The organism is Pseudomonas sp. LY-1 (genome assembly GCF_053502595.1).
Genome location: NZ_CP094353.1, coordinates 1,326,953 through 1,349,621, shown reverse-complemented (window position 1 = coordinate 1,349,621; position 22,669 = coordinate 1,326,953). Strand labels below are relative to the sequence as shown.

Sequence of the window (22,669 nt, the reverse complement as noted above, 5' to 3'; positions counted from 1 at the left end):
TCTAGTTTTTTCGCCTACTGCTTTTTTACGGTGTTGCGGTAAATCGTTAGAAATTGCCTTTGACCCAAGCCTGCAACCGCTCGAACAACGGTGCTTTCGCTTCGTCGTCGCCGCGGTAGCTGTCGCGGATGCTCGGCCCCGACAGGGAAATGCCGTCGGTCTGCTTTTGCAGCCCGTACAACAGCAAGCCCACACCGGTGGAATAAATCGGGTTGCGCACCACGTCGCCCAGGCCTTTGACGCCATGGGGCACGCCCAGGCGAACTGGCATGTGGAAGATCTCTTCGGCCAGTTCGACCGCGCCTTCCATCTTCGAGGTGCCACCGGTCAGCACGATGCCGGCCGGGATCAAATCTTCGTAGCCGCTGCGGCGCAGTTCCGCCTGGATCAGGGTGAACAGCTCGTCGTAACGCGGCTCGACCACTTCGGCCAGGGCCTGGCGCGACAGCTCGCGCGGTGGACGGTCGCCCACGCTTGGCACCTTGATGGTTTCACCGGCGCCGGCCAGTTTGGCCAGGGCGCAGGCATAGCGGATCTTGATCTCTTCGGCGTACTGCGTCGGTGTGCGCAACGCCATGGCGATGTCGTTGGTGACCTGGTCGCCGGCAATCGGGATCACGGCGGTGTGACGGATCGCACCCTCGGTGAAGATCGCGATGTCGGTGGTGCCGCCGCCGATGTCGACCAGGCACACGCCCAGTTCTTTTTCGTCGTCGGTCAGTACCGAGTAGGCCGAAGCCAGTTGCTCGAGAATGATGTCGTCGATTTCCAGGCCGCAGCGACGCACGCACTTTTCAATGTTCTGTGCGGCATTGACCGCGCAGGTCACCACGTGGACCTTGGCTTCCAGGCGCACGCCTGACATGCCCAGGGGCTCGCGCACGCCTTCCTGGTTGTCGATCACGTAGTCCTGCGGCAGGGTGTGCAGCACGCGCTGGTCCGCCGGGATCGCCACGGCCTGGGCGGCGTCGAGTACGCGCTCAAGGTCGGCCGCGCTGACTTCGCGGTCGCGGATCGCCACGATGCCGTGGGAGTTCAGGCTGCGGATGTGATTGCCCGCCACGCCGACGAACGCCGAGTGAATCCGGCAACCGGCCATCAGCTGCGCTTCTTCGATGGCGCGCTGGATCGATTGCACGGTGGACTCGATGTTCACCACCACGCCCTTCTTCAGGCCCCGGGACGGATGCGTGCCAATACCGACGATTTCGATCGTGCCGTCTTCCCCGACCTCGCCCACCAGCGCCACCACCTTGGAGGTGCCGATATCGAGACCGACGATCATTTTGCCGCTTTGCACGTTTGCCATGGGTCCTGCCTCTTCTTAATTCTTCGCGACAGCGGGTTGCGCTGCCGTGGGCGCAGCCGGTTCACGCCAGCCGACGGCAAGGCCGTTGGCGTAACGCAGGTCGACGCTCGCAATGTTCGTAATCTGTTCTTTCAAGGTCTTTTCATAGATGGCAATAAAGCGGCGCATCTTTTCCACCAAGCGGTCGCGTCCCAGCAACAACTCGATGCCCGGGCCGGAACTGCCTGCCCCGGTCGTCAAAAACCAGCTGCCCCGTTCACGCAATTCCAGGCGCGCAATGGAGAAGCCCAGCGGCCGCAGCATCTGGCTCAAGGCCTGGTACTGCTGCATCACTTGCTGCTGCGCCCGCTGCGGCCCGAACAGCTGCGGCAGGTGCTCGTAATTGGCCAGCTCACGCGGGGTGAACGCCTGGCCCTGGTTGTTCAACAGTGCCTCATCGCCCCAACGGGCCACGGGCAGTTGTTCTTCCAGGCGGATCGTCACCTGGTCCGGCCATACACGGCGGACTTCGGCGTGGGCGATCCACGGCATCTGCTCCAGCTCCCGGCGCATGCCGGCCAGGTCGATGGTGAAGAAGCTCGCCGCCAGGAACGGGCCGATGCGCTGCTGCACCGCTTGCTGGCTGATGTAGCTCAAGTCGCCCTGCACGCTGATCTTGGTGATCGGCCGGTCGGCATAAGGCAATAGACGCTGCGCGCCTTCGTAAGTGCCGAAACCCAACACCACCAGCAACACCGGCCAGAACAGCGCCTTGAGGAAACCAAAGTTGGCTTTCGGCAGGCGCGCCGACATCGGCTCTTTAGCCACCATTCGGCTGGCACCCCGTGGCACCGGCTTGCGGCCGGGTGCGGGTGGGGGCTGATGACGAAGCGATGCGCCTTTCATGTCTTAGCCTCGCTGCCTTTCTTCACCGGCAACGCTGGCCGCCAGGATCGCCAGCACCAACTGCTGGAAATCCAGGCCGGCTGCGCGCGCGGCCATAGGGACCAGGCTGTGGTCGGTCATGCCCGGTGCGGTGTTGACTTCCAGGAACCAGAAATTCCCTTGGTCGTCCTGCATCACGTCTGCCCGCGCCCAACCGGCGATACCCAGCGCCTCACAGGCTTTCGCCGTGAGGTCCATCAATTCCTGTTCTTTGCTTGCGTCAAGGCCGCAGGGGATCCGGTACTGGGTATCGGAAGCCAGGTACTTGGCGTCGTAATCGTAAAAGGTGTGGGGCGTGCCCAAGGCGATGGGCGGCAATACCTGCCCACGCAGGGTGGCGATGGTGTACTCGGGACCTTGGATCCACTGTTCCACCAACACTTGCGAATCGTAGGTACTTGCCGCTTTCCATGCGTCGATCAATTCGGCGGCCGAGTTCACTTTAGCCATGCCGATACTGGAGCCTTCATGGGCTGGTTTGACGATCAAAGGCAGGCCCAGTTCCTTGGCTGCAGAAATACAATCGTCTTCGTTGCACAGCACACTGTGACGCGGGGTAGGAATTCCCAGGCTGTGCCACACCTGCTTGGTGCGCAACTTGTCCATGGCCAGCGCCGAGGCGAGGATGCCGCTGCCGGTGTAAGGAATCCCGGCGCACTCCAGCAGGCCTTGCATGCTGCCGTCTTCACCGCCACGGCCGTGCAGGATGATGAAGGCGCGGTCGATCTTCTCGGCCTGCAGGCGCGCGAGGAAGTCGTCGCCCACGTCGATCCCGAACGCATTCACGCCCGCGCTTTGCAGCGCTTCGAGCACGGCGTTGCCGGACTTGAGCGACACTTCGCGCTCAGCGCTCTTACCGCCGAACAGCACGGCCACGCGGCCGAAGTCGGCAGGGGCGATGGTGGAGAACAGGGAGGCGTAGTTCGTGGTCATTTCGACTTCCCCTGTTCAGCAGCGAGCGCTTTTTTTACGAACAAGGAGCTCGCCAGCAATTTAGGCGCAAGGCCGCCGATATCACCGGCACCCTGGCACAGCAGGATGTCGCCGGCGCGCAGCAGCGGCTTGACGATCGGCGCCAGGTCCACACCGCGCTCGATGTAGATCGGGTCCAACTGGCCACGCTGACGGATGCTGTTGCACAGTTTGCGGCTGTCCGCCCCAGGGATCGGTTCTTCACCGGCCGGGTAGACTTCCATCAGCAGCAGCACGTTGGCATCGGCCAGTACATTGACGAAATCGTCATACAGGTCGCGGGTGCGGCTGTAGCGGTGCGGCTGGTAGACCATCACCAGGCGACGCTCCGGCCAACCACCGCGCACGGCCTTGATCACGGCGGCGACCTCGGTCGGGTGGTGACCGTAGTCGTCCACCAGCATCACCTCGCCACCTTCCACCGGCAGTTGCCCGTAGACCTGGAAGCGCCGGCCCACGCCGGCAAAGCCCGACAGGCCCTCGACAATGGCTTCATCGCTGACGCCTTCATCGGAGGCAATGCAGATGGTCGCCAGGGAATTGAGCACGTTGTGGTTGCCCGGCATGTTCACCGACACGTCCAGCGGTTCGCGGTCCGGGCGCAGCACGGTGAAGAACGTCTGCATGCCTTGCTGGCGCACATTGATCGCGCGCACGTCGGCGTCTTCGCTGAAGCCGTAGGTCACGGTCGGACGCTTGACCAGCGGCAGGATCTCGCGCACCACCGGGTCATCCAGGCACACCACCGCCAAACCGTAGAACGGCAGGTTATGCAGGAACTCGACGAAGGTTTTCTTCAACTTGTTGAAGTCGCCGTCGTAGGTCGCCATGTGGTCGGCGTCGATGTTGGTGACCACGGCCACCAGCGGTTGCAGGTGCAGGAAGCTGGCATCGCTTTCGTCAGCTTCGGCGATCAGGTAGCGGCTGGTGCCCAGTTGCGCATTGGTGCCAGCTGCATTCAGGCGGCCACCGATCACAAAGGTCGGGTCCAGGCCACCGGCGGCGAACACCGAGGCGATCAGGCTGGTGGTGGTGGTCTTGCCGTGGGTACCGGCGACGGCAATGCCATGGCGGTAGCGCATCAGCTCGGCCAGCATCTCGGCGCGGGGCACCACGGGAATGCGGCGCTCAAGGGCGCTGGCAACTTCCGGGTTGGAGGTGTTCACGGCGCTGGACACCACCAGCACGTCAGCATCGACGGCGTTCTCGGCGCGGTGGCCGATGAAGATTTTCGCGCCGAAGGACTTCAGGCGCTCGGTGACCGGCGACTCTTTCAAGTCGGAGCCGGACACCTGGTAGCCCAGGTTCAGCAACACTTCGGCAATGCCACACATGCCCACGCCGCCGATCCCGACGAAGTGGATACGACGGATGCGGCGCATTTCCGGTTGCGGCATGGCTTTCTGATTCTCAACCATGGGCCACCTCCAGGCAGATATCGACCACGGTGCGGGTTGCGTCAGGTTTGGCCAGGCGGCGTGCGGTACACGCCATGCTGTTGAGTCGTTCCGGTTGCATCAAAACCTCGGTCAGGCGTGCGGCCAAATCGGCGGCGCCAGTCGTTCTTTGCGGCAGTAGGAAGGCAGCGCCCTCCCCGGCCAAATATTCGGCGTTGCGGGTCTGGTGATCGTCGATCGCATGGGGCAAAGGCACCAGCAAGGACGGCAGACCGGCGGCGGCCAGTTCACTGACGGTCAGCGCACCAGCGCGACAGACCACCAGGTCGGCCCAGCCATAGGCTTGGGCCATGTCTTTGATGAAGGGCTGCACATCAGCCTCGACACCGGCCTCGCGATAACGCGTGGCGGTGACTTCATCGTGGTTCTTGCCGGCCTGGTGAAAGACCTGCGGGCGCACGTCCACAGGCAGTTGCGCCAGCGCTTGCGGCAGCAATTTATTCAGCGGCTCGGCGCCCAGGCTCCCGCCCAGGATCAGCAGGTGCGCCTTGCGCCCGGCCAAGGGCTGCCGGGCAATGTCCATAAACAGCTCGGTGCGTACCGGGTTGCCGGTGGTGCGGCGTTTGTCCGAGGCGCCGAAGGTATTCGGGAACGCTTCGCACACCCGCGCCGCCAGCGGCACCAGCAAGCGGTTGGCGGTGCCGGCGACAGCGTTCTGCTCATGCACGATCACCGGCACGCCCGCGAGCCTCGCCGCGACGCCGCCGGGGCCGGTCACATAACCGCCGAAACCGAGCACACACACCGGCTGCAATTCACGGATGACCTTGCGCGCCTGCCACACCGCCTTGAGCAACACGAACGGTGCCTTGAGCAGCGACAGCTTGCCCTTGCCGCGCAGGCCCGTGACGTTGATCAGATGCAGCGGCAAGCCGGCGTTCGGCACCAGTTCGTTTTCGATGCCACGCGGCGTTCCCAGCCAATGCACGCTGTAGCCACGGCTCTGGAATTCGCGCGCACAGGCCAGGGCCGGGAACACGTGGCCCCCGGTGCCGCCCGCCATGATCAGCACGTTAGCGCCCATGGGTCGGCTCCTCGGCGAAGTCGCTTTCGCTGAACTCCATCTCTTCGCTGCCCAGGTGGGTTCGACTCTCCCACTCGATGCGCAGCAACAAGCCAAGACAGGCACAGCAGATCACCAACGAACTGCCGCCGTAACTGAGAAACGGCAAGGTCAGGCCCTTGGTCGGCAGCAGGCCGACGTTCACGCCGATATTGATCAGGAACTGGCCGATCCACAGGAACGACAAGCCATACGCCACATACGCAGCGAAATACTGTTTGGCCTTCTCGGCCCACAAGCCGATGTACATGCCGCGCACACACACGAACACGAACAGCGCGACGGTACACAGCGAACCGACCACGCCCAGCTCTTCGGCGAGCACCGAGAACACGAAGTCGGTGTGCGCTTCCGGCAGGTAGAATTGTTTCTGCACGCTGTTGCCCAGGCCCACGCCCAGCCACTCGCCACGACCGAAGGCGATCAGCGCCTGGGTCAACTGGTAGCCGGAGCCGAACTGGTCGGACCACGGGTCGGTAAAGGTGATCAGACGGGCCATCCGATAAGGTTGCGCCTGCACCAGCACGGTCACGGCAGCCACCGCCAGCACCACCATCAAGGTGAAGCGGAACAGCCCGACCCCGCCGAGGAACAGCATCGCCGCAGCGGCACCCATCATCACGACGGTGGCCCCGAAGTCAGGCTCCATGAGCAACAGGCCGGCCATGGGCAGCAGCACGATGAACGGCTTGAAGAAGCCCATCCAGCTTTCACGCACTTCTTTCTGACGCCGCACCAGGTAGCCGGCGAGGTAGATCACCACGAACACCTTGGCGATTTCCGACGGCTGCACGTTGAATGCCCCGAAGCCGATCCAGCGCATCGAACCGTTCACCTCGCGGCCGATGCCGGGCAGGATCACCATGATCAGCAAGCCAAACGCACCGATCAGCATCAGCCACCCCAGACGCTGCCAGGTGGCGATGGGGATCATCATGGTGACGATGCACGCGCCGAGGCCGATCACCAGGTACACCAGGTGACGGATCATCATGTACAGGGTGTTGCCCGACTGCACGGCCGCCACTTCGGAGGACGCCGACGTGATCATCACCAGCCCAAGGCCCAGCAGCGCGAGGCAACCGGCGAGCATCGGGAAGTCGAGGTCGATGCCGCGCCCCGTAATGATCGGCGACGGGTACGGCTTGATGATGTTACGGAGGTTGAGATTCATGCCAAGGCCTCCACGGCGCGGGCGAACAGCTGGCCGCGCTCTTCGTAGTTCTTGAACATGTCGAAACTGGCGCACGCCGGCGACAGCAGCACCGCATCACCCGGCTGGGCCAGGGCTTTGCACTGGGCAATCGCGTCGTCGAGCGAGCTGGCGCGCACTTGCGGCACCGCATCACCGAGGGCGGCGGCGATCAAGTCGGCATCGCGGCCCATCAGCACCACGGCGCGGCAATGGGCGGCCACCGGCCCCTTGAGGTCCTTGAAGTCGGCGCCTTTGCCGTCGCCACCGGCGATCAGCAACAGCTTGCCGTCGATATCGGCACCCAGGCCTTCGATGGCGGCCAGGGCCGCACCGACGTTGGTGGCCTTGGAGTCGTTGTAATAGCTGACGCCATTCAGGTCGCGGACCCACTGGCAGCGATGCTCGAGGCCGCCGAAGGTGCGCAGGCTCGCGAGCATGGCATCGAACGGCAAGCCCACGGCATGCCCCAGCGCCAAGGCCGCCAGGGCGTTGGATTGGTTGTGGGCGCCACGGATTTTCAGCTCGCGCACCGGCATCAGGTTCTGGAATTCGAAGGCCAGGTATTTCTCGCCGTTCTCTTCACGGATACCGAAGGCCTTGAAGTCGGGTTTGCCCAGGCCGAAGGTCCAGCACGGCAGGCCTTCGCCCATCAGCGGACGGCTCAGGGCATCCTGGCGGTTGACCACCACTTGTTTGGCGCCGCGGAAGATCCGGTGCTTGGCCAGGTGATAGGCCGGCAGGCCGCTGTAGCGGTCCATGTGGTCTTCGCTGACGTTCAATACGGTGGCCACTTCAGCGCCCAGGTCGTGGGTGGTTTCCAGCTGGAAGCTCGACAGTTCCATCACGTACAGCTCGACGTCGTCGCTGAGCAGGTCCAGCGCCGGGGTGCCGAGGTTGCCGCCCACGGCCACGCGCTTGCCGGCCGCAGCCGCCATCTCGCCGACCAGGGTGGTCACGGTGCTTTTCGCGTTGGAACCGCTGATCGCGACGATCGGCGCCTTCGCGTTACGCGCGAACAGGTCGATATCGCCGGACAGCTTCACGCCACGCGCCGCTGCGGCTTGCAGGGCCGGTGTCGCCAGGGCCAGGCCGGGGCTCACGTAGAGCTCGTCGGCACGGCACAGAAACTCGACATCCAACTCGCCACAACGCACTTCCACGTGCGGGTAGTCACGGCGCAGCGTGACCAGCTCCGGTGGATTTTCCCGCGTATCGGCGACGGCAAACGACGTGCCCTGGTTCGCCAGGAAGCGAACCAGGGACATGCCGCTCTTGCCGAGGCCGACAACGATGCGGAAGTGGTCTGAAGCGATCAGGGACACTCGTTTCTACCTCAGTTTCAGGGTGGCAAGGCCGACCAGCACGAGAATCACGGTGATGATCCAGAATCGGACGATCACACGCGGCTCAGGCCAGCCCTTGAGTTCAAAGTGGTGGTGGATCGGCGCCATGCGGAACACGCGGCGCCCGGTCAATTTGAAGGAAGCCACCTGGATGACCACCGACAGGGTTTCCATCACGAACACACCGCCCATGATGAACAGCACGATTTCCTGGCGAACGATCACCGCGATGGTGCCCAGGGCCGCGCCCAGCGCCAGTGCGCCGACATCGCCCATGAACACTTGCGCGGGATAGGTGTTGAACCACAGGAAGCCCAGCCCGGCACCGATCAGCGCGCCGCAGAACACGATCAGTTCACCGGCGCCCGGCACATACGGGATCAGCAGGTATTCAGCGAATTTCACGTTACCCGACAGGTAGCAGAAGATGCCGAGCGCGCCGCCTACCATCACCGTCGGCATGATCGCCAGGCCGTCGAGGCCGTCGGTCAGGTTCACCGCGTTGCTGGAGCCGACGATGACGAAGTAGGTCAGCACCACGAAGCCGATGCCCAGCGGAATGCTCGCATCCTTGAGCATCGGGATGATCAAGGTGGTCTCGACCGCGCTTGGAGCCGTCATGTAGAGGAAGATCGCGGCGGCCAGGCCGAACACCGACTGCCAGAAGTACTTCCAGCGGCTTGGCAGGCCCTTGGAGTTTTTCTCGATCACTTTGCGATAGTCATCGACCCAGCCGATGGCGCCGAACAACAAGGTCACCAGCAGCACCACCCAAACGTAGCGGTTGTACAGGTCGGCCCAGAGCAAGGTGCTGATGCCGATGGACGACAGAATCAGCGCGCCGCCCATGGTCGGGGTGCCGGATTTGGACAGGTGCGACTGCGGGCCGTCATTGCGAACCGATTGACCAATTTGCAGGCTCTGCAGGGTGCGGATCATCCACGGCCCCAGGAACAGCGACAGAGACAGCGCGGTCAGCACGCCCAGAATCCCGCGCAGGGTCAGGTACTGGAAGACCGCGAAGCCTTTGTGGAACTGTTGCAGATACTCAGCCAGCAGCAGCAGCATTAATGTTTCTCCGTACTTGAGCCACACAAGGCCACGACGACGTTTTCCATCACCGCGCTGCGCGATCCCTTGATCAAAATGGTTGTGTGTTTGTCTTGTTCGCCCGCACGCAGCGCCTGGATCAACTCGGCCTGGGTGGCGAAATGCCGCGCACCGGGGCCGAAGGCATTGACGGCATGAGCCATGTTCGGGCCGACGGCGTAGAGCGCGTCGACTTTGCCGCTGGCGTAAGCGCCGACTTCCCGATGGGACTGTTCGGCCCAATCGCCCAGTTCGGCGATATCGCCCAGCACCAGCACCTTGCGCCCGTCGAAACCCTTGAGCAGGTCGATGGCGGCGCAGACCGAGGACTGGTTGGCGTTGTAAGTGTCATCGATCACACGCATGCCGTTGCTGGCCAATTGCGCGACGGTACGGCCCTTGACCGGTTGCACCGCGCCCAGGCCGGTGGCGATGCCAAACAGCGACACGCCCAGGGCGTAAGCCGCAGCCGCGGCCGCCAAGGCATTGGCGACGTTATGGTTGCCCAGCAGGTTCAACTGCACATGCTGCTCGCCTTGCGGCGAATGCAAGGTAAAGGACGGGCAACCACGGGCGTCGACCGCGATGTTCGACGCGTGGAAATCGGCCGCTGCATTCAGCACGGCGAACGTGAGCACCTTGCGACCAGCGGCGCGTACACGCCAGGTCTCGAAGGCCTTGTCGTCAAGATTCAACACAGCTATGCCCGAGGCATCGAGGCCTTCGAGGATTTCGCCCTTGGCTTCGACGATTTTTTCCGGGCCGCCGAACTCGCCGACGTGGGCGGTCCCGGCGTTGTTGATAATTGCCACGTGAGGCTTGGTCAGCGCCACGGTGTAGGCAATTTCGCCAATACGCGAAGCGCCCAGCTCGATCACGGCCGCCGTGTGTTCCGGGGCCAGTTCGAGCAGGGTCAGCGGTGCGCCGAAATCGTTGTTCAGGTTGCCACGGGTGGCCAGCACCGGCCCGCGCGTGCGCAGGACACCGGCGAGCAGTTCCTTGACCGTGGTCTTGCCGCTGGAGCCGGTGATCGCGGCCACCGGCTTGGTGAACGCCGCACGGTTCAGCGCACCCAGTTGGCCCAAGGCCAGGCGCGTGTCGGCCACCAGCAATTGCGGCAGGGTGGAGTCCGCCACTTCGCGTTGCACCAGGGCACCGACCGCGCCTTTGGCGGCGACCTCATTCAGGTAGTCATGGCCGTCGAAACGCGGACCGGCCAGGGCAACAAACAGTTGGCCCGGATTGATCGCACGGCTATCGATACTGACGCCATTGAAACTGCAATCACCCGACAGCATGCGCGCCGAGAGGGCCTGGGTCAGCTCGCTGAATTTCATCGCTTTAAGCATGGGCGACCTCCCAGGCGGTCAAGGCATGATCGGCCTCGACCAGATCGGAGAAAGCGTGGCGTTCGCCGTTGATTTCCTGGTAGTCCTCGTGACCTTTACCAGCCAGTACCACGACATCGTCGACGCTGGCGCTGGCGATCAATTGGGCAATGGCCGCGCCGCGACCGGCAATGAAACTGGCTTTGGATGGGTCTTTGAAGCCGACGCGGATGTCGTCGAAAATCTGGCTCGGGTCTTCGCTGCGCGGGTTGTCGTCGGTGACGAGCACGCCATCGGCCAGACGCTCGACAATCTCGGCCATCAATGGACGCTTGCCGCGATCGCGATCACCGCCACAGCCGAACAGGCACAGCAACTTGCCCTTGGCGTGTGGGCGCAGGGCCAGCAGGACTTTTTCCAGTGCGTCCGGGGTGTGGGCGTAATCGACCACCACCAGCGGCTGCGAACCGCCGCCCAGACGTTGCATGCGACCGGCCGGGCCTTCCAGCTTCGGCAGCACACGCAGGATTTCATCGAGCGCGTAATCCAGGCCGAGTAGCGCACCGATCGCCGCGAGGACGTTGCTCAGGTTGAAACGACCCAGCAAGGTGCTGCGCAAATGGTGCTCGCCCTGCGGCGTCACCAACGTGGCGCGCACGCCCTCGTCATTGAATTGGGCTTCGCGGCAATACAGATAGGCGCGGGAGTCTTCCAGGCTGTAGCTGATCAGGCGCGCTTCGCTGTCTTGGGCAGCCAGCTCGCGGCCGAACGCGTCATCCAGGTTCACCACGCGGCACTTCAGGTCGTTCCAGGCAAACAGCTTGGCCTTCTCGGCGGCGTAGGCTTGCATGGTGCCGTGGTAGTCCAGGTGATCGCGGGACAGGTTGGTCATCACCGCCACATCGAAAGCCAGCGCAGCAACGCGGCCCTGGTGCAAACCGTGGGACGACACTTCCATGGCAACCGCCTTGGCACCGGCCTTTTTCAGGTCGGCCAGGGTCGCTTGCACGGCGATCGGGTTCGGCGTGGTGTGCAGGCCGCTTTGCAGCGCGCCATAGAAACCGGTGCCCAGGGTGCCGACGATGCCGCAGTGCTGGCCCAACAGGTCAAGCGCCTGGGCGACCAGTTGGGTCACGCTGGTCTTGCCGTTGGTGCCGGTCACGCCAATCAGGTTCAGGTGGCGGCTCGGATCGCCGTAGAAACGCCCGGCGATGTCCGACAGTTGCGCGGCCAGGCCTTTGACCGGAATCAACGGCACGTCGGTGATCGGCAGCACGGTGGCACCGTCCACTTCATACGCCACGGCGGCGGCGCCGCGTTGCAGGGCATCGGCGATGTGCGCGCGGCCATCGTATTTGCCGCCAGGCACCGCCAGGAACAGGTCCCCGGCGCGTACATTACGACTGTCCAGTGTCAGCTCGCGGATCAGCAGATCGCGACCGGCATGGGCAAAAATCTTGTTCAGGCTAAGAGACATCAGCCGCGCCCTCCATTGGCTTTTACCGCGGCGGCCGGTGGTCCGGCGTTCGCTTGTTGGGTCGGCGGCAGGTTGTCCGGCGTGATGTTCATCAGGCGCAGGGTGCCGGACATCACTTTGCTGAACACCGGCGCCGACACCAGGCCACCGAAGTAGCCCGCTTTACTCGGTTCATCGATCACGACGACGATGGCGTAGCGCGGGTCGCTCATCGGGCCGAAACCGGCGAACAGCGAGCGATAGGAGTTCTCGGCATAGCCTTTGGTGCCGACCGAGGTCTTACGCGCAGTACCCGACTTGCCGGCCACGTGATACGCCGGCACCTGGGCGCGGAATACGCCGCGCGGTGCTTCGATCACTTGTTGCAGCATGCCTTGCATGGTCTTGGCGACGCTTTCCGGAATCACCTGGGTCGCTTTCGGCGCTTCGTCGACGTGGATCAGGCTCAAAGGAACCATCCGACCGTTATTGGCCAATACAGAGAAAGCGTGGGCCAGCTGGATCGCGGTAACCGACAGGCCATAGCCGTAGGACAGCGTAGCGGTCTCGGCTTTTTTCCAGTCGCGGTAGTTCGGCAGGTTGCCCACGCGCTCACCCGGGAAGTCCAGGCCGGTGGGTTGGCCCAGGCCGATCTTTTGCGCCAGGTGGTAGATGGTTTCGCCGCCGATATCGAAGGCGACCTTACTCATGCCCACGTTACTGGAGTTGATCAGGATACCTGTCAGATCCAACACCGGGCCTTCGGTACGCGACACGTCACGAATGGTGTATTTGCCCAACTGCAGGGTGCCGGGGTAGACCTCGACCTTGTCGCTGGGCTTCCAGCGCCCGGTTTCCAGGGCGGCACTCATGGAGATGGCTTTCATGGTCGAACCCGGCTCGAACACGTCGATCATCGCGCGGTTGCGCATCATCGCCGGTTGCAGGTTGCGACGGTTGTTCGGGTTGTAGGTCGGCTGGTTGACCATGGCGAGGATCTCGCCGGTCTTCACGTCCATGATCACCAGGCTGCCGGCCTTCGCGCCGTTCTCGATGATCGCGTTACGCAGCTCGCGGTTGGCCAGGTATTGCAGGCGCAGGTCAATCGACAACGCCAAGGGCTTGCCGGCCTTGGCGTTTTTGGTGACTTGGACGTCTTTGATCAGTCTGCCGCGCCGATCCTTGATGACCTGTCGCTTGCCGGGCACGCCGGCCAGCCATTCATCGTAGGCCAGCTCAACCCCTTCGCGACCATGGTCGTCGATGTCGGTAAAGCCAACCATGTGCGCGGTGGTTTCACCGGCCGGGTAGAAACGGCGGAATTCCTCGATGCCGTAGACACCGGGGACCTTGAGGTCGAGCACTTGCTGGCCCTGTTCAGGGGTGAGGCCGCGAACCAGGTAGATGAATTCTTTATTGGCCTGGGCTTCCAGGCGCTCGGCCAGGGCTTTCGGGTCCTGACCCAACGCGGCAGCCAGTTGTGGCCACCTGTCCTTGGCCACCTGCAATTCCTTGGCGTTGGCCCACAGCGTGGTCACCGGCGTACTGACGGCCAGGGGCTCGCCGTTACGGTCGGTGATCAGGCCGCGGTGTGCAGGAATCGGAATATGTCGCAGGCTACGGGCATCGCCCTGGCCGATCAGGAAGTCGCGGTCGACCACCTGCAGGTCGATGATCCGCCAGGTGATGGCGCCGACCATCAAGGCCAGCAAGCCAAGCATCAGGCGGAAGCGCCACGGGTAAAGTGCGCCTTCGAGTTTCATCATGGCGCCACCATTCGAACTTCGGCCGCGCCAGGGATGTGCATCTTCAGCTGTTCGGTGGCCAGTATTTCGATGCGGCTGTGGGCGGTCCAGGTGCTTTGCTCGAGGATCAACCGGCCCCACTCCGCCTGCGCTTTATCACGCACACTCAATTCGCCGTACAGGGTATTGAGCAGTTGGCGGTTGTAATGGGCGCTGTAGGACACCGCAATCGCGGACACCAGCACGCCGATAAACAGCAACAACATAAAGAAGCTGCCGCCCGGGAGGGGCTTGGCGAAGAGCCTGCTCACCGCAACTTCTCCGCGACGCGCATGACGGCGCTACGGGAGCGTGGGTTGGCCTTGAGTTCAGCTTCGGAAGCGAACTGCGCCTTGCCATGGATTTTGATTTTCGGCACGAAGGCTTCGAAACGCACCGGCAGGTTGCGTGGCAGGTTGTCGGATTCACCCTTGACCAGGCGACGCATGAACAGTTTGACGATGCGGTCTTCCAGGGAGTGGAAGCTGATCACCACCAGGCGCCCGCCCACTTCCAAGGCTTCCAGCGCGGCTTCGAGGCCGGCTTCCAGATCGCCCAATTCATTGTTGACGTGAATACGCAGGCCCTGGAACGCACGGGTCGCCGGGTTCTTGCCCTTTTCCCAGGCAGGGTTGGCGACTTTCAGCACTTCAGCCAGATCGGCGGTGCGCTCGAACGGCTGGATTTCGCGGCGCTCGACCACGGCGCGCGCCATGCGGCCGGCGAAGCGTTCTTCGCCGTATTCCTTGAACACACGGGCGATTTCTTCCACCGGCGCGGTGGCGATGAACTGGGCGGCACTGACACCACGGGTGGGGTCCATACGCATATCCAGCGGGCCGTCGTTCATGAAACTGAAACCGCGCTCCGGGTCATCGAGCTGCGGCGAGGACACGCCCAGGTCGAGCAAAACCCCGGCCACCTTGCCTGCCATGCCGCGCTCGGCGACTTCGGCACCCAGCTCGGCAAAGCTGCGTTGTACAACGACAAAGCGGCCGTCTTCGGCCGCTAGCGCTTGCCCGGTGGCAATCGCCTGGGGGTCTTTGTCGAACCCGAGGAGTTTACCGTCGGGCCCGAGCTGGCTGAGTATCAACCGGCTGTGCCCGCCCCTGCCGAAGGTACCATCCAGATAGCAGCCATCCGCGCGTACGGCGAGAGCCTCAACGGCTTCGTCAAGCAGTACGGTGATGTGGTTAAAGCCGCTATCAATAGTCACAAGATCAAATCACGCAGTTCATCAGGCATGGCGCCCGGTTGTTGAATAGCAGCCAGGTCAGCTGCAGAAACAGCATCCCAGGCATCTTCGTCCCACAATTGGAACTTGTTCAGTTGGCCCACCAGCATTGCGCGCTTGTCGAGCTTGGCGTACTCGCGCAGACGCGGAGGCACCAGGAAACGACCACTGCCATCGAGTTCGAGGTCGACGGCATTACCGATCAGCAAACGCTGCAGACGGCGGTTTTCTTCACGCAATGAAGGCAAGGCACGCAGTTTGGTTTCAATCAACTCCCACTCATCGAGGGGGTAAACGCATAAACAAGGGTCAACGGCATCGATCGTGATGATTAACTGCCCGGAACTTCGCGAAATCAGCTCGTCACGATACCGGCTCGGCATAGCGAGACGGCCTTTTGCATCGAGACTGATAGCGTTAGCTCCGCGAAACACAGATGCGTTTCTCCAAATTTTAGCGCTTTACGTTCAAAAAACCCACTTTGTGCCACTTTCCGCCACTTGCGCACACTATAGGAATGCGCCCACCACACCGTCAAGGCGCGGATTCAAGGAAAAGCCTTACAGAACGGAGATTTAGGAGCGCAAGAGGAGGAGAAATCAGAGTTCAGCGGTATTTTTGGCTCAATAAGAACAAATAGCTCAAAGAGCTATGCTTCAAAGTTAAAGTAATTTATTAAGAGTAAGATTTTTTTGGTATTACCAAGATGCATCTGCCAATGATTTGGCAGGGAGGGATTCTTGCGTTACTACCGGGTTTCTGCACGAGATTCGGACAGAAGGAAAAAAGGTGGAGAGTCGATCTATAAGCCGGGTTCTGTCTTGAACAGTCATTCGTCTACGATGGCCATCACTGGACATCTTTAGCAACCTACCCGGTCCCAGCGCGGGCCACGCCTTGGGACCCTATTTGGTCTTGCTCCAAGTGGGGTTTACCTAGCCACGAACTGTTGCCAGACGTGCGGTGCGCTCTTACCGCACCTTTTCACCCTTACCGGCACCGAAGTGCTTAGGCGGTTATTTTCTGTGGCACTTTCCGTAGGCTCACGCCTCCCAGGCATTACCTGGCACTTCGCCCTATGGAGCCCGGACTTTCCTCCCCCCCCTAATTTTCATAGAGGGCAGCGACTGTCCAATCGACTCTCCGCCGCGCAGGTTAACGGCACGACGGAGTTAGGACAAGTATTAAAAGTACAGCAATGCCATCACGTTCAGACGGAATACCGGTTCAACCCCGGAACTATTCGGCTTTCTGTTTATCCAGCGCGGCCTGATACAACACATTTTTGCGCACCCCGGTGATTTCCGCCGCCAGCGCCGCCGCTCGCTTAAGGGGCATCTCCTTGAGCAGCAGATCCAAGACGCGCATGGCTTCGCCACCGACGGCGTCTTCATTTTCCGGCGCCGTCCAACCCGCCACCAGCACCACGCACTCGCCACGCTGCTGATTGCTGTCACCTTCGACAAACGCGCGCAGTTCTTCCAGCGGCAGCCCCTTGAGCGTCTCGAAGGTCTTGGTCAACTCGCGGGCCAGCAGCGCCAGGCGCTCGCCACCGAACACCAGCTCCATGTCCTGCAGGCATTCGAGAATACGATGCGGGGCTTCATAGAAGATCAGCGTGCGCGGTTCTTCCTTAAGCGCCTGAAGACGTGCGCGACGCCCCACCGCCTTGGCCGGCAGGAAACCCTCGAAGATGAAACGATCCGATGGCAACCCCGCGGCGGATAACGCCGCAATCAACGCGCATGCGCCCGGAACCGGCACTACATTGATACCCGCGGCACGCGCCTGACGGACCAGGTGGTAACCGGGATCGGAAATCAGCGGGGTACCGGCATCGGAAATCAGCGCCACATCATCACCGGCCAACAGGCGCGTGATAAAACGGCTGCCTTCTTCGCGCTCGTTATGTTCGTGGCAGGCCGCCAATGGCGTACTGATGCCGAAATGCTGCATCAAGCGCTGGGAGTGCCGAGTGTCTTCCGCAGCGATCAATTTAACGTCGCGCAACACTTTAAGCGCCCGGGCGCTGATGTCGTCCAGGTTGCCAATGGGCGTCGCCACGACAAAAAGCGAGCCTGCAGTGGAATTCAAAGGACCTGGAGCAGTCAAAACGCACACCTCGATGGTTGGCAAAAGCCACATTGTAGCGCGTCGACGCCGCGGAAATATGCCATCGAGATGGATGCCGTTTCAGCCGTCGGTCGGCCCTAGCCACCCAAACGCAACATTTACACCACCTAAATTGACGGTTTCACGCCAGTAACATCGCGCCTGGGCCAGTGCTTGGGTACAATTCCACGCTAATTTGATCGGTATCAGGAACACTTACATGATCCCTTGCCTGCGGCTGCTCTCCGCCCTCTGCCTCGCTGCCTTGCTGGGCGCCTGTGCCAGCTCGCCCTCGTCCCGCCTTGGCGACCTGCCACGGACCCCGGATGCCAGTATCGAGCAACTGCTCGAACAGGCGACTACCGCCAACACGCCCGAAAAAGCTGCGTTACTGCGCCTGAGCGCGGCCGACATGGCCTACCACCAGAACAACGCTGGCCGCTCGTCGCAGATTCTTGCGCAGGTGCCGATGGATGCTCTCAAGCCCGCCGCGCAGGTGTTCGCCAACACCCTGGCCGCCGAACTGGCCATGACGCGCAACCAGCCCAAGGCCGCGCTGGCGGCGTTGAACCACCCCAGCCTGCAGAACCTGAAGGAGCTGCCGGCCGAACAGCAGGTCCGCACCGGCACCGTACATGCACGCGCCTATGAAGCCGACGGCCAGACCCTGGCCGCCGCTCGCGAGCGCGTGACCATGGCGCCACTGCTGACCGGCGACGCCGCCAAGAGCAACCATGAAGCCATCTGGGCGCTGATTGCCGCGCTGCCGGCCGAACAGCTGCAAGCCAGCGGCAACCCGACGCTCGACGGCTGGATCACCCTGGCCCAGGCGGTCAAGGGCGCCGGCACGCTGGAGCAACAGCAAGCCGCCATTGACACCTGGCGTGCGCAGAACCCGGGCCATCCGGCCGCCGTGCAACTGCCGACGCCGTTGACCAAACTCAAGGAACTGGCGAGCCAGCCGCTGAACAAGATCGCCCTGCTGCTGCCGCAGGAGGGTCCACTGGCCAACGTGGCCAAGGCCCTGCGCGAAGGCTTCATGGCCGCGCATTACCAGGCTGAACAAGCCGGGCAGAAGCCGCCGGTCATCGAGTTCTATGACAGCTCGCGCCTGACCTCCCTCGACGACTTCTACGCCAAGGCCAAGGCTGCCGGCGTGCAATTGGTCGTCGGGCCGCTGGAAAAGCCGCTGGTCAAACAGCTCAGCGCGCGCCCGCAATTGCCGATTACCACCCTGGCGTTGAACTACAGCGAGACCGATCAAAACCCGGCGCAGCTGTTCCAGTTCGGCCTGGCGGCTGAAGACGAAGCTCGCGAAGTCTCGCGCCGCGCCCGTGCCGACGGCCTGCACCGCGCCGCTGCGATGGTGCCCCGTGGCGAATGGGGTGAGCGTGTCTACAAGGCCTTCCGCCAGGACTGGGAAGCCAACGGCGGCACCGTTGTCGGCGTCGAGTACGTCGACCAGCCGGTCGCCCTCGCCCAGCAGATTGCCGATCTGTTCCAACTGCGTAAAAGTGAAGGCCGTGCCAAGAGCCTGCAAAGCGCCGTCGGCACCGACGTCGCCGCACAACCTTCGCGTCGCCAGGACATCGAGTTCATCTTCCTGGCCGTCACCCCGCAACTGGCCCAGCAGATCAAGCCGACCCTGAACTTCCAGTACGCCGGCGACGTGCCGGTGTATGCGACGTCTCACGTGTTCAGCGCCAGCGGCGACAAGAACCAGTACCTGGACATGACCAACGTGATGTTCTGCGAAACCCCTTGGCTGCTCAACACTACCGACCCGCTGCGCAACCAGGTCGCTGCACAATGGCCGCAAGCCAATGGCAGCCTTGGCCGCCTGTACGCGATGGGCGTCGATGCCTACCGCCTGGCGCCACGCGTGGGCCAACTCAAGGCATTGCCGGATACGCGCATTGACGGCCTCTCGGGCAACCTGGGCATCAGCGCCCACCAGCGCGTTGACCGCCAGATGCCGTGGGCGAAGTTCGTCGGCGGCGAGGTCCAGCGTCTGCCCGATACCCCACGCTGATGCCCGAGCGGTCCAGCGCACAAAGCGGCAAGGATGCCGAACTTCAAGCGCTTGAGTATCTTCGACAACAGGGTCTGCGCCTTCTGGCGCAGAACTGGTTGTGTAAACGCGGCGAGCTTGATCTGGTCATGCTTGACGGCGATACAGTAGTATTCGTCGAAGTCCGCTACAGAAAACACGCACAATGGGGTGGCGCGCTCGCCAGTATCGACGGGCGCAAGCGTCAGAAGCTGATACTCGCCGCGCAGTTTTTCCTGCTCAAGGAGCATCGCTGGGCTGACTCCCCCTGCCGTTTCGATGTGGTTGGCATTGAAAGCACACCGTCTGGCAAAGCTGATTTGAACTGGCTCAAAGATGCCTTCGACAGCTGATTCGCCGGACATCTTCACCACATACTTTTGCTCTTTGCTTTGCGGGCTGCACATTCCTGTGCCAAATAGCCGCGCTACTTAAGGTCACACAGATGGACATGCAATCCCGAATTCGCCAGCTTTTCCAGGCCAGCATCGACACCAAGCAACAGGCGATGGACGTACTTGCACCGCACATCGAGCAAGCCAGTCAGGTCATGGTCAATGCCTTGCTCAACGAGGGCAAAATGCTTTCGTGCGGCAACGGCGGCTCGGCCGGCGATGCCCAGCATTTCTCGTCCGAGTTGCTCAACCGCTTCGAGCGCGAGCGTCCGAGCTTGCCGGCCATTGCCTTGACCACCGATTCGTCGACGATCACCTCGATCGCCAACGACTACAGCTACAACGAAATCTTCTCCAAACAGATCCGCGCCCTGGGGCAACCGGGTGACGTGCTGCTGGCGATTTCCACCAGCGGCAACTCGGCGAATATTATTCAGGCGATCCAGGCCGCACATGATCGCGAAATGATTGTCGTAGCATTGACTGGTCGCGACGGCGGCGGCATGGCCTCGCTGTTGCTGCCCGAGGACGTGGAGATTCGCGTCCCGGCCAATGTCACCGCACGTATTCAGGAAGTCCACCTGCTGACGATCCACTGCCTGTGCGATCTGATCGACAGCCAACTGTTCGGGAGTGAAGAATGACCGTTAAACGCCTCAGCCTATTGGCGATTGCGCTGTGCCTCGGCATCAGCGGCTGCAGCACGGCAATCACCGCGACACGTGACACCCCCATCCAGGACGACAAGGGCACCCGCACCTTCGGCAGCAAGATTGACGACTCGTTGATCGAAACCAAGGTCGAGGTCAACGTCGCCAAGGCCGCTACGGACCTGGGCAATGGCGCGTCGCGCATCGTCGTGACCAGCTTCAACGGCGTGGTGCTGCTCGCCGGCCAAACGCCACGTGCCGAACTCAAGGCCCAGGCCGAACAAGCCGCCTCGGCCGTGCAGCGGGTCAAGAAGGTCCACAACGAATTGCAGGTAATGGACCCGATCACCCTGCTGGCCATCAGCAACGATGCGCTGCTGACCACCAAGATCAAGGCGCAGATGCTGACCGACAACGCCATTCCCGGTTCACGCATCAAAGTCGTCACCGACAACGGCATCGTTTACCTGATGGGCCTGCTGACCCAGGCGGAAGCGACCCGTGCGGCGAACTTGGTACAGGGCGTGTCCGGCGTACAGAAGATCGTGAAGGTGTTCGAGTACATCGATTGATGTAACCGACGGCCACAAAAAAAGGGCGCCGTGCATTGATTGCACGGCGCCCTTTTTATTGGCTGCAGATTACTGGTATTGCGAGTACGGGTTGCCCTGGAACTGGTTGTTCTGCTGCGGCGCCTGTTGCTGGGCGCCCGGCTGGCCATACTGCTGGCCTGGGATTGGGCCCAGGTTCACTTCTACACGACGGTTCTGCGCGCGACCGTTGACGTCGGCATTGCTGGCGATCGGATTATCCGGACCGGCACCACGAGCGCTCAGGTTGGCAGCGCTGACGCCTTGGGAGGTCAGATAGTTGGCCACGCTCTGCGCACGACGCTGGGACAGGTCCATGTTCAACTGACGGCTGCCGGTGCTATCGGTGTAACCCACGATCTGGATGGTGTTCTGGCTGAACTGCTTGAGCGAGTTGGCCAGGTTGTTCAGCGGCGTATAGAAGCTGCTGGCGATCGCGTCCGAGTTGGTGGCGAAGGTGATGTTGCCCGGCATGATCAGTTTGATCTGATCGCCCTGGCGCTGAACTTCAACCCCGGTATTGGCCATGCTTTCGCGCAGTTTCTTTTCCTGCTGGTCGGCGTAGTAGCCATAACCCGCAGCACCTGCACCCGCGACGACGGCACCGATCAGTGCGCCCTTGCCACGGTTGTTATGGTCGATGGCTGCACCGGCCAACGCACCGGCCAGAGCGCCGAGGCCGCCGTACTTGACGGTCTTGCTCATGCCACCGGATTCATTACTCGCCTGTCCCTGGCTGCTACCGTCATACGGATTGGGTGAAGCACAGCCAGATAACATGGCTACGGCAGTAGCGACAACGAGCAGACGACGCGGAGTGAACATGGAGAAGCTCCTACTTTTGCACTCTGGGTGCAGAGGATATGGACAATGGATCTTTGCCGGGTTTTGAACGCGACAAACGGTAAAAATTCCGTGGACGTATCTTAACCTGTAACAAAAAACGCAGGACTATCGTCGCGACACAAACCGTAGCAGACGCACGCTGAACACACGCTGAGTTTTTTGCTACAGGGCTTGACCGCCTACGTTGCAATCATGCGCGCACAAAGGGGTTTTCGCGCATCTCGTCACCGAGTCGCGTCTCCGGCCCGTGACCGGTCACCACCGTCGCCGCCTCATCCAGCGTATACAGGCGCTGCTTGATCGAGCGCACAATCGCCGCTTGGTCCCCGCCCCACAAATCCGTGCGGCCTACGCCCCGGCGAAACAACGTATCCCCGGCGATCAGCAGCTTGGCATCGGCAAACCAGAAACTCATCGACCCCGGCGTGTGCCCCGGCGTATGCAATGCGACACCGCAACCGCAAGCCAGCTCTTCATCGTCGGCCAGCCAACGGTCCGGCGACGGCACCGGCGTATAGGGCACCCCAAACGTCTGGCACTGCATCTCCAGGTTATCCCAGAGGAACTGGTCGGCCTTGTGCAAATGCAGGGTCGCGCCGGTCTTCTCCTTCAACTGGCCGGACGCCAGGAAGTGATCCAGGTGAGCATGGGTGTGAATGATGCTCACCACCTTGAGGCCCAGCGTCTCGAGCCGCGCCAGGATCAGCTCGTGATTGCCGCCGGGGTCGACCACGATGGCTTTTTTACTGATGGGGTCACCGATGATGGTGCAGTTGCACTGCAACGGGCCGACGGGGAAGGTTTCGCGGATAAGGGTCGGCTTTGCGGTGTCCATGAACGGTCCTCTCGTGCAAACGGCATAGGGTTTCCGG

The 22,669-nt window shown here is 62.2% G+C and carries 21 protein-coding genes and 1 other RNA gene; 4 read left to right on the top strand and 18 right to left on the bottom strand.

What is annotated here, in order from left to right:
• Positions 1–46: 46 nt before the first annotated feature.
• The 16 genes from ftsA to rsmI all read right to left on the bottom strand — a co-directional run bounded on the left by ftsA (position 47) and on the right by rsmI (position 17,299).
• On the bottom strand, positions 47–1,309 hold the full coding sequence (gene ftsA, locus MOQ67_RS06185; RefSeq protein WP_017845923.1) for a cell division protein FtsA: 1,263 nt from the start codon (positions 1,307–1,309) through the stop codon (positions 47–49).
• 15 nt (positions 1,310–1,324) lie between these two features.
• Positions 1,325–2,194, bottom strand: a complete 870-nt coding sequence (locus MOQ67_RS06180; RefSeq protein WP_026139894.1) for a cell division protein FtsQ/DivIB — start codon at positions 2,192–2,194, stop codon at positions 1,325–1,327.
• 3 nt (positions 2,195–2,197) lie between these two features.
• Positions 2,198–3,166 (bottom strand): D-alanine--D-alanine ligase, encoded by a 969-nt coding sequence (locus tag MOQ67_RS06175; RefSeq protein WP_198718179.1) that lies wholly within the window; start codon positions 3,164–3,166, stop codon positions 2,198–2,200.
• On the bottom strand, positions 3,163–4,623 hold the full coding sequence (murC, locus tag MOQ67_RS06170; protein WP_198718180.1) for a UDP-N-acetylmuramate--L-alanine ligase: 1,461 nt from the start codon (positions 4,621–4,623) through the stop codon (positions 3,163–3,165). The genes MOQ67_RS06175 and murC overlap by 4 nt, the downstream gene beginning before the upstream one ends.
• Complete coding sequence (murG, locus tag MOQ67_RS06165) at positions 4,616–5,686, bottom strand: undecaprenyldiphospho-muramoylpentapeptide beta-N-acetylglucosaminyltransferase (protein WP_046484595.1); 1,071 nt, start codon at positions 5,684–5,686, stop codon at positions 4,616–4,618. The genes murC and murG overlap by 8 nt, the downstream gene beginning before the upstream one ends.
• Positions 5,676–6,899, bottom strand: a complete 1,224-nt coding sequence (gene ftsW, locus MOQ67_RS06160) for a putative lipid II flippase FtsW (RefSeq protein ID WP_017845928.1) — start codon at positions 6,897–6,899, stop codon at positions 5,676–5,678. The genes murG and ftsW overlap by 11 nt, the downstream gene beginning before the upstream one ends.
• Complete coding sequence (murD, locus tag MOQ67_RS06155; RefSeq protein WP_017845929.1) at positions 6,896–8,242, bottom strand: UDP-N-acetylmuramoyl-L-alanine--D-glutamate ligase; 1,347 nt, start codon at positions 8,240–8,242, stop codon at positions 6,896–6,898. Before murD ends, ftsW begins: the two co-directional genes overlap by 4 nt.
• A 6-nt stretch (positions 8,243–8,248) precedes the next feature.
• A complete protein-coding gene (gene mraY, locus MOQ67_RS06150) occupies positions 8,249–9,331 on the bottom strand; it encodes a phospho-N-acetylmuramoyl-pentapeptide-transferase (RefSeq protein ID WP_017845930.1) in 1,083 nt (360 codons plus the stop codon).
• Positions 9,331–10,701, bottom strand: a complete 1,371-nt coding sequence (locus MOQ67_RS06145; protein ID WP_198718182.1) for a UDP-N-acetylmuramoyl-tripeptide--D-alanyl-D-alanine ligase — start codon at positions 10,699–10,701, stop codon at positions 9,331–9,333. The genes mraY and MOQ67_RS06145 overlap by 1 nt, the downstream gene beginning before the upstream one ends.
• Positions 10,694–12,157 carry a UDP-N-acetylmuramoyl-L-alanyl-D-glutamate--2,6-diaminopimelate ligase gene (locus tag MOQ67_RS06140; protein WP_017845932.1) on the bottom strand — a complete coding sequence of 488 codons (1,464 nt, stop codon included), beginning with the start codon at positions 12,155–12,157 and terminating at the stop codon, positions 10,694–10,696. Before MOQ67_RS06140 ends, MOQ67_RS06145 begins: the two co-directional genes overlap by 8 nt.
• Entirely contained in the window at positions 12,157–13,899 is a 1,743-nt protein-coding gene (locus MOQ67_RS06135; protein ID WP_017845933.1) for a peptidoglycan D,D-transpeptidase FtsI family protein, read from the bottom strand. Before MOQ67_RS06135 ends, MOQ67_RS06140 begins: the two co-directional genes overlap by 1 nt.
• Positions 13,899–14,192 carry a cell division protein FtsL gene (gene ftsL / locus MOQ67_RS06130; protein WP_017845934.1) on the bottom strand — a complete coding sequence of 98 codons (294 nt, stop codon included), beginning with the start codon at positions 14,190–14,192 and terminating at the stop codon, positions 13,899–13,901. Before ftsL ends, MOQ67_RS06135 begins: the two co-directional genes overlap by 1 nt.
• Complete coding sequence (rsmH, locus tag MOQ67_RS06125; protein WP_010213048.1) at positions 14,189–15,136, bottom strand: 16S rRNA (cytosine(1402)-N(4))-methyltransferase RsmH; 948 nt, start codon at positions 15,134–15,136, stop codon at positions 14,189–14,191. The genes ftsL and rsmH overlap by 4 nt, the downstream gene beginning before the upstream one ends.
• Positions 15,133–15,588, bottom strand: a complete 456-nt coding sequence (gene mraZ / locus MOQ67_RS06120) for a division/cell wall cluster transcriptional repressor MraZ (RefSeq protein ID WP_003171868.1) — start codon at positions 15,586–15,588, stop codon at positions 15,133–15,135. The genes rsmH and mraZ overlap by 4 nt, the downstream gene beginning before the upstream one ends.
• A gap of 355 nt (positions 15,589–15,943) precedes the next feature.
• Positions 15,944–16,297: RNase P RNA component class A (gene rnpB / locus MOQ67_RS06115), an RNA gene on the bottom strand.
• Between the two features lie 96 nt (positions 16,298–16,393).
• On the bottom strand, positions 16,394–17,299 hold the full coding sequence (rsmI, locus tag MOQ67_RS06110) for a 16S rRNA (cytidine(1402)-2'-O)-methyltransferase (protein ID WP_162231502.1): 906 nt from the start codon (positions 17,297–17,299) through the stop codon (positions 16,394–16,396).
• 187 nt (positions 17,300–17,486) lie between these two features.
• On the opposite strand from rsmI, the gene MOQ67_RS06105 reads away from it, so the two are divergent.
• The 4 genes from MOQ67_RS06105 to MOQ67_RS06090 all read left to right on the top strand — a co-directional run bounded on the left by MOQ67_RS06105 (position 17,487) and on the right by MOQ67_RS06090 (position 20,933).
• Entirely contained in the window at positions 17,487–19,298 is a 1,812-nt protein-coding gene (locus tag MOQ67_RS06105) for a penicillin-binding protein activator (protein ID WP_017845937.1), read from the top strand.
• A complete protein-coding gene (locus tag MOQ67_RS06100; protein WP_198718848.1) occupies positions 19,298–19,669 on the top strand; it encodes a YraN family protein in 372 nt (123 codons plus the stop codon). Before MOQ67_RS06105 ends, MOQ67_RS06100 begins: the two co-directional genes overlap by 1 nt.
• 92 nt (positions 19,670–19,761) lie before the next feature.
• Entirely contained in the window at positions 19,762–20,355 is a 594-nt protein-coding gene (locus tag MOQ67_RS06095) for a phosphoheptose isomerase (RefSeq protein WP_003171862.1), read from the top strand.
• A complete protein-coding gene (locus MOQ67_RS06090; protein WP_017845939.1) occupies positions 20,352–20,933 on the top strand; it encodes a BON domain-containing protein in 582 nt (193 codons plus the stop codon). Before MOQ67_RS06095 ends, MOQ67_RS06090 begins: the two co-directional genes overlap by 4 nt.
• Before the next feature lie 69 nt (positions 20,934–21,002).
• On the opposite strand, the gene MOQ67_RS06085 is transcribed toward MOQ67_RS06090, so the two are convergent.
• Together MOQ67_RS06085 and MOQ67_RS06080 are read right to left on the bottom strand one after the other, a co-directional pair.
• Complete coding sequence (locus tag MOQ67_RS06085; protein ID WP_026139898.1) at positions 21,003–21,776, bottom strand: OmpA family lipoprotein; 774 nt, start codon at positions 21,774–21,776, stop codon at positions 21,003–21,005.
• Between the two features lie 211 nt (positions 21,777–21,987).
• The gene (locus MOQ67_RS06080) at positions 21,988–22,632 is read right to left on the bottom strand and encodes an MBL fold metallo-hydrolase (RefSeq protein WP_448675877.1); all 645 of its coding nucleotides are present in this window, start codon (positions 22,630–22,632) and stop codon (positions 21,988–21,990) included.
• Positions 22,633–22,669 lie beyond the last annotated feature (37 nt).